Annotated in this window: 5 protein-coding genes; 4 read left to right on the top strand and 1 reads right to left on the bottom strand. The window is 70.1% G+C overall.

Features of this window, described 5'->3' with window-relative positions; translation table 11 throughout:
- The first annotated feature begins 391 nt into the window (after positions 1-391).
- Both M3Q23_17920 and M3Q23_17925 read left to right on the top strand, forming a co-directional pair.
- Positions 392-3,424: an SBBP repeat-containing protein gene (locus tag M3Q23_17920; GenBank protein MDP9343927.1), complete on the top strand. Its 3,033-nt coding sequence runs from the start codon at positions 392-394 to the stop codon at positions 3,422-3,424.
- 70 nt (positions 3,425-3,494) lie between these two features.
- The gene (locus tag M3Q23_17925) at positions 3,495-4,103 is read left to right on the top strand and encodes a hypothetical protein (GenBank protein MDP9343928.1); all 609 of its coding nucleotides are present in this window, start codon (positions 3,495-3,497) and stop codon (positions 4,101-4,103) included.
- Between the two features lie 3 nt (positions 4,104-4,106).
- On the opposite strand, the gene M3Q23_17930 is transcribed toward M3Q23_17925, so the two are convergent.
- Positions 4,107-6,572: a protein kinase gene (locus M3Q23_17930; protein ID MDP9343929.1), complete on the bottom strand. Its 2,466-nt coding sequence runs from the start codon at positions 6,570-6,572 to the stop codon at positions 4,107-4,109.
- Between the two features lie 245 nt (positions 6,573-6,817).
- Here M3Q23_17930 and M3Q23_17935 point away from each other — a divergent pair, with 245 nt between their 5' ends.
- Together M3Q23_17935 and galU are read left to right on the top strand one after the other, a co-directional pair.
- Positions 6,818-7,822, top strand: coding sequence for a Fic family protein (locus M3Q23_17935; GenBank protein ID MDP9343930.1), 1,005 nt, complete (start codon positions 6,818-6,820; stop codon positions 7,820-7,822).
- A gap of 67 nt (positions 7,823-7,889) precedes the next feature.
- The gene (galU, locus tag M3Q23_17940; protein ID MDP9343931.1) at positions 7,890-8,768 is read left to right on the top strand and encodes a UTP--glucose-1-phosphate uridylyltransferase GalU; all 879 of its coding nucleotides are present in this window, start codon (positions 7,890-7,892) and stop codon (positions 8,766-8,768) included.
- Positions 8,769-8,849: the final 81 nt, after the last annotated feature.

The raw sequence follows: 8,849 nt of genomic DNA on the forward strand, positions 1-8,849 counted from the left end.
CAGGGCGAGGAGCGAGGTCATGAAGTGCGAGGCCACCGCGTAGATGGCGGCGGGCAGGACCATCCCGTACAGCACCTGCTGGGTGATCATCTGGCGGTGTTCCCGGGTCATCTTCCCTCTCCCTTCGGTCGTGCTCCTGGCTGACGGGACCATCGTGGCCCGGGAGGGGGGTCCGCCAGAATGCCCGGCAGGGGGGTGCTTGCGTGGCGGGGAGGGGAGTCTTTCCTTACCTCGGGGATAGGGCGCCGAGCGGGCCGCGCGTGGGGCAAAGGGCACGAAACCAGGCTCTTGTGGAGGCCGCCGACCACCGACTAGCCTGTGCCGACCACCAGAAAGGGGCGGGGGTACGATGACGTGGGGCAATCGGGTCGGGGCCAGCCGAGGTGTCCGCGTGTGGGTTCCGCTGGGATTGGCCGTCGTGCTGTTGGCGGCCCTGACCAGCACCGTCGCCGCTTCGAAGCCGTCATCCGCCGGCGTGGCCGCCGGTGCCGCCGGCACCCGTTCGGCCCTGTCGTTCGTCGCCAACCAGGGCCAGCTGGACCCGCGCGTGGCCTTCTACCTCCCGGAGCGAACGGGCGGCGTCTACTTCACCTCGCACGGCGCGACGCTGACGCTGCCGGCGGCGCCCGGCTCGGGTGGGTACGCCACCCGGCTGAGCTTCGTGGGCGGGCGGGCCGTCACCCCCGTGGGCACCTCGGCGCTCCCGGGAACGGTGAGCTATTTCCACGGAGCCGACTGGCGGACCGGAATCGCCACGTTCGGCCGCATCGTGTACCCGAAGGTCTGGCCGGGGATCGACGTGGCGTTCTCCGGCTCGGGATCGCGCCTGGAGTACCGGTTCCTGGTCCACCCGGGCGCGGACCCGGGCGACATCCGGCTGGCCTACCGCGGCGCGTCGTCACTCGCGCTGAGCCCGGACGGCAGCCTCCGGATCGCCACGCCGGGAGGCTCGACGGCCGACACCGCCCCCCGAACCTTCCAGCGCCTGGACGGCCGGGTGGTCCCGGTTCGCTCGAGCTTCCGGGTCACCCGCGGGGTGGGGTTCGGGTTCTCCGTGGGCTCCTACGACGCCCGCCGGCCCCTGGTCATCGATCCCACCCAGCTCGTGTACAGCGGCTTCCTGGGCGGTTCCGGTGACGACGGCGCGGAAGGGGTGGCCGCGGATGCCTCCGCCGACGTGTACGTCACCGGCTTCACCACGTCGGCCAACTTCCCCGTGAAGGTCGGGCCCCTGCCGGCCGCCAAGGGGAAGGAGGACGCATTCGTGGTGAAGCTGGACCCGTCCGGCGCGCTGGTCTTCGCGGGCTTCCTGGGGGGGTCCGCCGACGACTTCGGCAGCGCCATCGCGGTCGACGCCGCAGGGAACGCCTACGTCACCGGCGGGACCGCCTCCACCGACTTCCCCACCGTGGTCGGGCCGGGGACCACGCCGAACGGAGGGCTGGACGCGTTCGTCACCAAGATCAGCCCGGACGGCAGCACCATCCTGTATTCGGGGTTACTGGGAGGGCCGAACGACGACGTCGGCAACGGCATCGCGGTGGACTCGGCGGGGAACGCGGCCATCACCGGAGCACTGGATCGCAACTGCGGCGGAGCTCGCGGGGCCAGGCCGATGGGGACGGATGTGGTCGGTGGCACGGATGTCCTGCTGGCCAAGGTGGACCCCACCGGTGCGCTGGTCGGAACGGTCCGGTGCTACGGGGGTGCCCAGGCGGACGTGGGATCCGACATCGCGGTCGACGCCTCCGGCCAGCTCTACATCACCGGCGTCACCTCATCGGCAGACTTCCCCGCGTTCGCGCCGATGGACGCGACGTACAACGGTGGCCCCGACGACGCGTTCGTCTCCAAGATCAGCGCTGACGAGGTCTCGCTCGTGTACTCCGGATACCTGGGAAGCCCTGGCGACGACTTCGCCAACGCCATCACCGTGGACGGAGCGGGCGACGCGTTCGTGACCGGCGCCACGACGTCCCCGGAGTTCCCTCACGTCGGTGCCCCCACGCTCACGTTCAACGGGGGCCTGGACGGGTTCGTGGCCGGCCTCTCCACCAGCGGAACCACCTCGTTCTCCGGCTTCCTGGGCGGCGGGTTCAACGACTTCGGCCGCGGGATCCGGGTGGCGCCCTCCGGCAACCTCGTCGTGACCGGCGGCGCGAGCTCGCCGGACTTCCCGGTCAGCATCGAGGGCAAGCTCCGTACGTGCTGGGCGGGCGGCTTTGACGCGTTCGTCTCCACGATCACGCCGACCGGGTCCAAGATCGGCACGTCCGTCCTGTTCGGGGGGTCGGCGGGCGACTTCGGCACCACCCTGGCCACGGTCGGGGGCGCCGCTGTCGTCGGCGGGATCACCAATTCCAAGGGCTTCCCGACGACGTCCAAGGCGGACCGGACGTTCAACGGCGGGTCGGAGGACGCCTTCGTCTCCGCCCTGAACCTGGGGGCGGGCGGGTCGATCACGCCGCCCGGGCTCATCGCTTTCCTGACGACGCAGGGCCAGAAGTCCGGCGCGCTGGTGGTCGAGGTGAGAACCCTGGACGGACTGTGCCCCCTGAAACTGAACGCGTTCGGCCTCCAGTTCCAGGGGGCGCCGGCCTGGGCGCCCGACGGCTCGAAGATCGCCGTGGCCGCGTCGAGCAAGGGCAACGTCGACGTGTACCTCCTGGACTTCTCCAAGCCGACGGTCAAGCCGCAGCGGCTGACCAAGAAGGGCTCCACGGAGAAGGAGCCCGCCTGGTCCCCCAACGGGAAGCAGCTCGCGTTCGCCAGCGACCGCGGCAACAGCCCGGGCCAGCTGGACATCTGGGTGATGAACTCGAACAGCTCCCAGGCGCACCGGCTCATCGGCGGGCCGCTGATCCAGGAGGCCCCCGCCTGGTCCCCGAACGGAAAGACCATCCTGTTCCAGGGCCTGGACCCGAAGAAGGGGACGACGCGGATCTACTCCGCGACGGCGAAGGGGAAGAACGTCCATCCCCTTACCGGCGGCCCGTCGGACCTGTTCCCGAACTGGTCGCCCGACGGGACGGAGGTCGCGTTCCAGCGCTCGGACCAGATCTTCCTGATGACCGCGGCCGGCAAGAGCCAGCGGAAGGTGCCTCACCAGCCCAAGGGACACAACCGCGCGCCGGCCTGGTCGCCGGACGGCGAGCGCATCGCGTTCTTCGGGGACAAGTCGGGCAACGAGGACATCTTCGTGATCAACGCGAACGGCACCCACCTCATCCAGGTCACCAACGACAAGAGCGAGGAGTTCTTCCCGCGGTGGCTGCCGGTGGTCGGCGTCAGTGGGTCCGGGGCAGCGGCACGGAAGGCGGTGCCGATGTCGGGGCGGGGGGCGGCTCCCGCGTCGACCCGAAGCGCGTTCCGGCTGCCGGCCCTGGGCGTGGCCAAGGCGCTGGTCCGGCTGGGGGTTCGGTAGGCGCAGCAGCGGGTCTCCGCCACGCCGCCACGTGAGTGGCAGGGGAAAGGGACCCATGAAGAGGATCGGGATGGCGATCGTGATCGGCATCCTGGCTCTCGTTGCGGGAGCAGCGTGCGGGGCTAAAGCCGGCCCGAGTCAGGAGGGCTCGTCGGTCGCCGGCACCCCTTCGGAGCCTCCGGCCGCCGACTTTGGAGACTTGGAAACGGTGGACTGGCTGGAGCCGATCGAACAGGGCATCGCCATATCGTCGATCGACCAGGCCAATGGAGTGGTCAGTTTCCCAATCGAGGTTCCGCAGGGCCTGGGGAACCCGCACATCTTCATGACGGATCCCACCAGTGCCCCCAGGCAGGAGCGCCTGGTTGCGTTCGTCCTCGACGTCGCCCCGTACGGGACTGTCGATGTCGTCGAAGGGCCGCCCGATGCATCCGCCGACCGGTGGGCCTCCTTCGTCGCCAACACGGTGGCCGCGAGCCAATTTCCAGGGGGCAGCGGATCCGCCCTCAGCGTCCTCCTGGGGGATGGCTCTCTCGCGCTCGTCACCGTTGCTGAAGAAGGGGTGCCGGCCGACATCTCGTGGCTGAGGGCGGCGGGGCAGACGGAGGTCACACTCAAGGGTCCCTCCCTGACGGCCGACCAGGTGCAGCGGCTCGCGAACTCCGCTTTCTCGCCTTAGAGGCTAGCTGGTGGAGCCGCAGCCGCTGGCGCTACCGCTCGATCCGCCGCTGTTGTGCGCGGTCACCGAGAAGCAGTAGGTGTTTCCGGGCTGGAGCCCGCTGAAGGTGACGCTCGTCCCCGACGTGGTGGCGGAATGGCCGGCTCCCGAGACGGTGTAGGACGTGGCGCCGGCGCTCGCACTCCAGTGGACGGTGCAACTGCTGGTCGAGCACGAGACCGACACGTTGGAAGGGGTGGCGGGGGGCTGGGTCTGTGGCGGGGGCTGGCTGGAGGGCTGCGTGGTGGGCGGCTGCGAGCTGGGGGGCGCCGTGGTCGGGGCCGCTTGCGTGGTGGCGCAGGACCGGCCGGAACGACCGGACGTCCCGCCGGCCGGACCGACCGCCACCACCTGGTAGCAGTGCTTCGTGTTGGGCTGGAGCCCGGTCACGGAGAAATGAGTGGCCGTCGTGTGATCGAAAGCCTTCGGGGCCTGGAACACGAAGATGAGGTATTTCGCGGCGCCCGAGACCTTGTGCCAGGTGAGTGTGATCTGGGACTGCCCGGCGGCGGCCGCATGGATGCCCGTCGGCGCGGACGGACCGGCGAGGGCCGTCTTGGTGGGGCTGCCGGTGGGGCTTACCGTCGGACTCGCGGTCGGGCTGGTGGAGGGCGTCGGCGAGTTCGGAAGGCTCGTGGGCACCGACGGGGTCGGCGTCGCGGTGCCGGGGGAGGACTTGCCGCCGGACGAGGCCAGGACGATCGCGGCTGCCGCTCCGACCACCACCAGCGCCCCGACGATGATGGCGATCAGGCGTCCCCGGCCCGGCTTCCTGGGCGGCGCGGTTGGCGGGCTGCCCTCGGCGAGGGTGGGAGGCGGTGGTGGGGCGGCGCTCACGTCCTCGGCCATCGTGGCCGGCATCCCGAAGGCGCCGGGCGGGGCGGGCGGAGCCGCGCCGGGCTGGAGGGTCACCGGGGGAGGAGGCGTTGCGGCGATGGTCTCGAGCCCCGCCGACGCCGCAAGGGTCTCCGCGGCCGGCGTCGCCGCAACGGTCTCCACTGGAGGCGCCGCTGCCACCGTGCCGGCTGAGGCGGTTGAGGCGGCCGCGACCGTCTCGGGAGCGGGCGAAGGAGCGACCGGTTCGGCCTTCGGCGGTGCTGCCACCGTCTCGGCCGTGGGCGGCGTCGCGACCGTCTCGCCCGTGCGCGGTGCGGCGATCGTCTCGCCGCTCGAGTCGGCGGCCTCGGATGTGTGCTCCCCGCTGGTGATGGTCTCGGCCACCGCCGCCGCGGCACCCGCCGCCGCTGCCGCCACGGCCCCCGACACGGGCCGAACGGATGTCTCCGTCGTCGGCCCGTCCTCGGGGACCGAGCCTGCCTCCGACACCGTTTCCAGTTCCAGCCCGGCCTCGGTCGCCGCGGCGGCAGCGACCGTCTCCGGCGACACCTCCGCGACCTGGTCCGTCCCGGCGGGCGGACTGACCACGCCCACGCCCACGGCTTCCCGGCTCTCGGTCGGGACGGCCGCGGCGGTCCCGACGGTCTCCCGGCCGGCCGTGGAGTCCGGCCCGACGGCCGCCGGACCGAGCGTGGCCCCACCGAGCGTGATCTCCGCTCCCGCGGGTGGAGTGACCGCCGCAGACGAGGCGGCGGCCTCGCCCATCAGGGCCACCCGGGCTTCGTGGAGCAGCTCCGAGCAGCTGTCGTAGCGGTCCTCCTTGCGCTTGGCCATGGCCCGGGCGATGACGAGGTTGATGGCGTCGGGAAGGTCGGGCCGCCGGTCGGTCAGCCGGGGCGGCGACTCCGAAAGGTGCGCCCACAGCAGCGATCCCTCGCTCTCCCGCTGGAAGGGGAGGACGCCGGTCAGGCACTCGTACAGGACGCAGCCCAGCGAGTAGATGTCGGTCCGGGCGTCCACCGACTTCCCCTCGATCTGCTCGGGGGCAACGTAGTGCAGGGTCCCCATGAACCGCCCGGTGGGCGTGAGCTGGGTCTTCGAGTCCATGTGCCGGGTCACGCCGAAGTCCGTGAGATAGACGTGCCCGTCCCGCGCCTCGATCAGGATGTTGGCGGGCTTCACGTCGCGGTGGACCAGTCCCTCGGCGTGCGCAGCGTCCAGCGCGCTGGCCACGCCGTCCAGGATCCGCAGGGTTTGCTCGGGGTCGAGCTGCTTGCGCTCGTCGATCAGCCGGCGGAGGTCGGTGCCCCGGATGTACGGCATGACCAGGTACAGCGAGCCGTTGCTCTCGCCGGCGCTGTACACCGGAATGATGTTGGGATGGCGGAGGCTGGCGGCCAGCCGGGCCTCCCGCTGGAACCGCTTGCGGAACCCGTCGTCGGTGGAGAGGTCGCCGGACAGGACCTTCAGCGCCTCCATCCGGCCGAGGGTCTGGTGCTCGGCCAGGTACACCTCGCCCATGCCACCCTGACCGATCAGGGCCTCGATCCGGTATCCAGCGATTTCGGTGCCGATGCGGCTTTCGGGTCTCATTGGGCAGGCGTGTAGTATCACCGGCCTGGCGGCCAGGTCAATGGTGGTCGTCACCTTGACCGCCCGCTCGGAACAGCCAGAACCCTGAGAGCAGTCTTCAGTCGGAGACGGTGCCACAAAGGGACGAGCGGGGCGTGTCGTGCGATTTCTTTGAGCTGAGCGACGCAAATTCCGGGGACACCTATTTGTGTCGTTCCTTTTAATGAGGGTCCAGTGACACAAATATACGGTAGTCTGGAGCCAAGGTGGTCGATGAGCGAAGAGGCCGGAAGAGCCGGGGGGCGATCTATGCGCAGCTCACCGAGGGCGTCGAGGAGCTTCGGAGCCGCTTTGGCGGGCTGCCATCACCCGTCGAGGCAGAGGACATCTGGGGCGACATCTGGTTCCAGGAGGCGCACAACTCGACGGCAATCGAGGGAAACACGCTCGTGCTCCGGGAAGTGGAGATCCTCCTGCGCGAAGGCCGGGCGGTCGGTGACAAGCGGCTCGCGGAGTACATGGAGGTCCGCGGGTACGCGGACGCGGCCGAGTGGGTGTACCAGCAAGGGTTGACCCCCGGCGCCTGGACGACCGAGGACCTCATCACACTCACCGAGGTTCGACACGTACACATGTTGGCAATGTCGAAGGTGTGGGAGGTCGCGCCCCATCCCGACGCGGGTCCAAACGAGGGGCCGGGCGCCTTCCGCCAGCACAACATCCACCCGTTTCCCGGTGGCATGCACCCCCCGGACTGGCCCGAGGTCCAGGCGCTCACGACCGACTGGGTCGGGAAGGCGTCGGCGCTGCGCGATGCCGAAGCGCCACTCCCCGAATCCCTCGCGACAGTCCACGCGGAGTTCGAACGGATACATCCGTTCCTGGACGGGAATGGCCGGACCGGCCGCCTCTTGACGAACCTCCTGTTGATCCGGGTGGGCTACCCGCCGGCGATCATCCGCAAGGCTGAACGGACTCGGTACCTGAAGGCCCTTCGCAGAGCGGACGACGGCGACCCTGGTCCTCTCGGCGAGTTCATGGCTCGGGCCATCATCGATACGCTGATGCGGTTCATCGTGCCTGCCGTCGCAGGGCCGGCCAGACTCGTACCGATCGCAGCGCTCGCCGATAGCGAGATCTCGGTCCGGGCTCTCCGCGCCGCGGCCGAGCGCGGACGGCTGCGTGCGCATCGGGATGCGCGGGGGCAGTGGCGCAGCACGCGCAACTGGGTGGACGAGTACCGAGCCAGCCGCTACAGGCGCGACCGCTGAGCGCGTGGTTCGGGAGTCAGCGCGACGGCGGGGTATACACTCGCCGCCTACTCAGGAGACCTCCCGGATGAACGTGAAGAAAGCGGTCATTCCCGCAGCCGGGCTCGGGACCCGGTTCCTTCCGGCGACCAAGGCGCAGCCCAAGGAGATGCTGCCGATCCTGGACAAGCCGGCCATCCAGTACGTGGTGGAGGAGGCGATCAGGGCCGGGATCGAGGACATCCTGATCATCTCGGGGCGGGGCAAGCGCAGCATCGAGGACCACTTCGACCGCTCCCTCGAGCTCGAGATGTACCTGAAGGAGAAGGGGAAGGCCGACCTGCTGGCGGAGGTCCAACAGATCTCCGAGAAGGTGGCCATCCACTACATCCGCCAGCGCGACCCCCTCGGGCTCGGGCACGCCGTGTCGGTGGCGGAGCCGCACGTGGGCGGGCAGCCGTTCGCCTGCCTGTTGGGCGACGACATCATGACCGAGGACAACCCCCTCATCGAGCGCATGCTGGCCATCCACGCCCGCTACGGCCGGAGCGTCATCGCGGTGAAGGAGGTTCCCCGCGAGGAGATCTCCCTGTACGGCTGCATCGAGCCCGACTTCGTGGAGGACAACCTGGCCCGGGTCATCTCGATCGTGGAGAAGCCGAACCGCGAGGACGCTCCCTCCACCCTCGCCGCCATCGGCCGCTACGTCCTGACTCCCGAGATCTTCGACGCCCTCCGCCGCACCGAGCCCGGCGTGGGTGGCGAGATCCAGCTGACCGACGCCATCAACATCCTGGCCCAGGAGCAGGCCGTGTACGCCTACGTGTTCGAGGGCGGGCGCTACGACATCGGGAACAAGGTGGACTGGCTGAAGGCCACCGTGGAGATCGCGATCGACCGGCCCGACGTGGGCCCGGAGTTCCGCAAGTTCCTGGCCGACCTGGTGGCCCGCAAGAAGCTCATCTAGCCAGACGCGCCTGATCCCTGGGAACTCGCTCCGGCTGCGCTCGGTCTCGCTCGCCTTCGGCTCGCTCGCCTCGACTCCGCC

This window comes from Actinomycetota bacterium (genome assembly GCA_030774015.1).
Classification (GTDB): Bacteria; Actinomycetota; UBA4738; order UBA4738; family JACQTL01; genus JALYLZ01.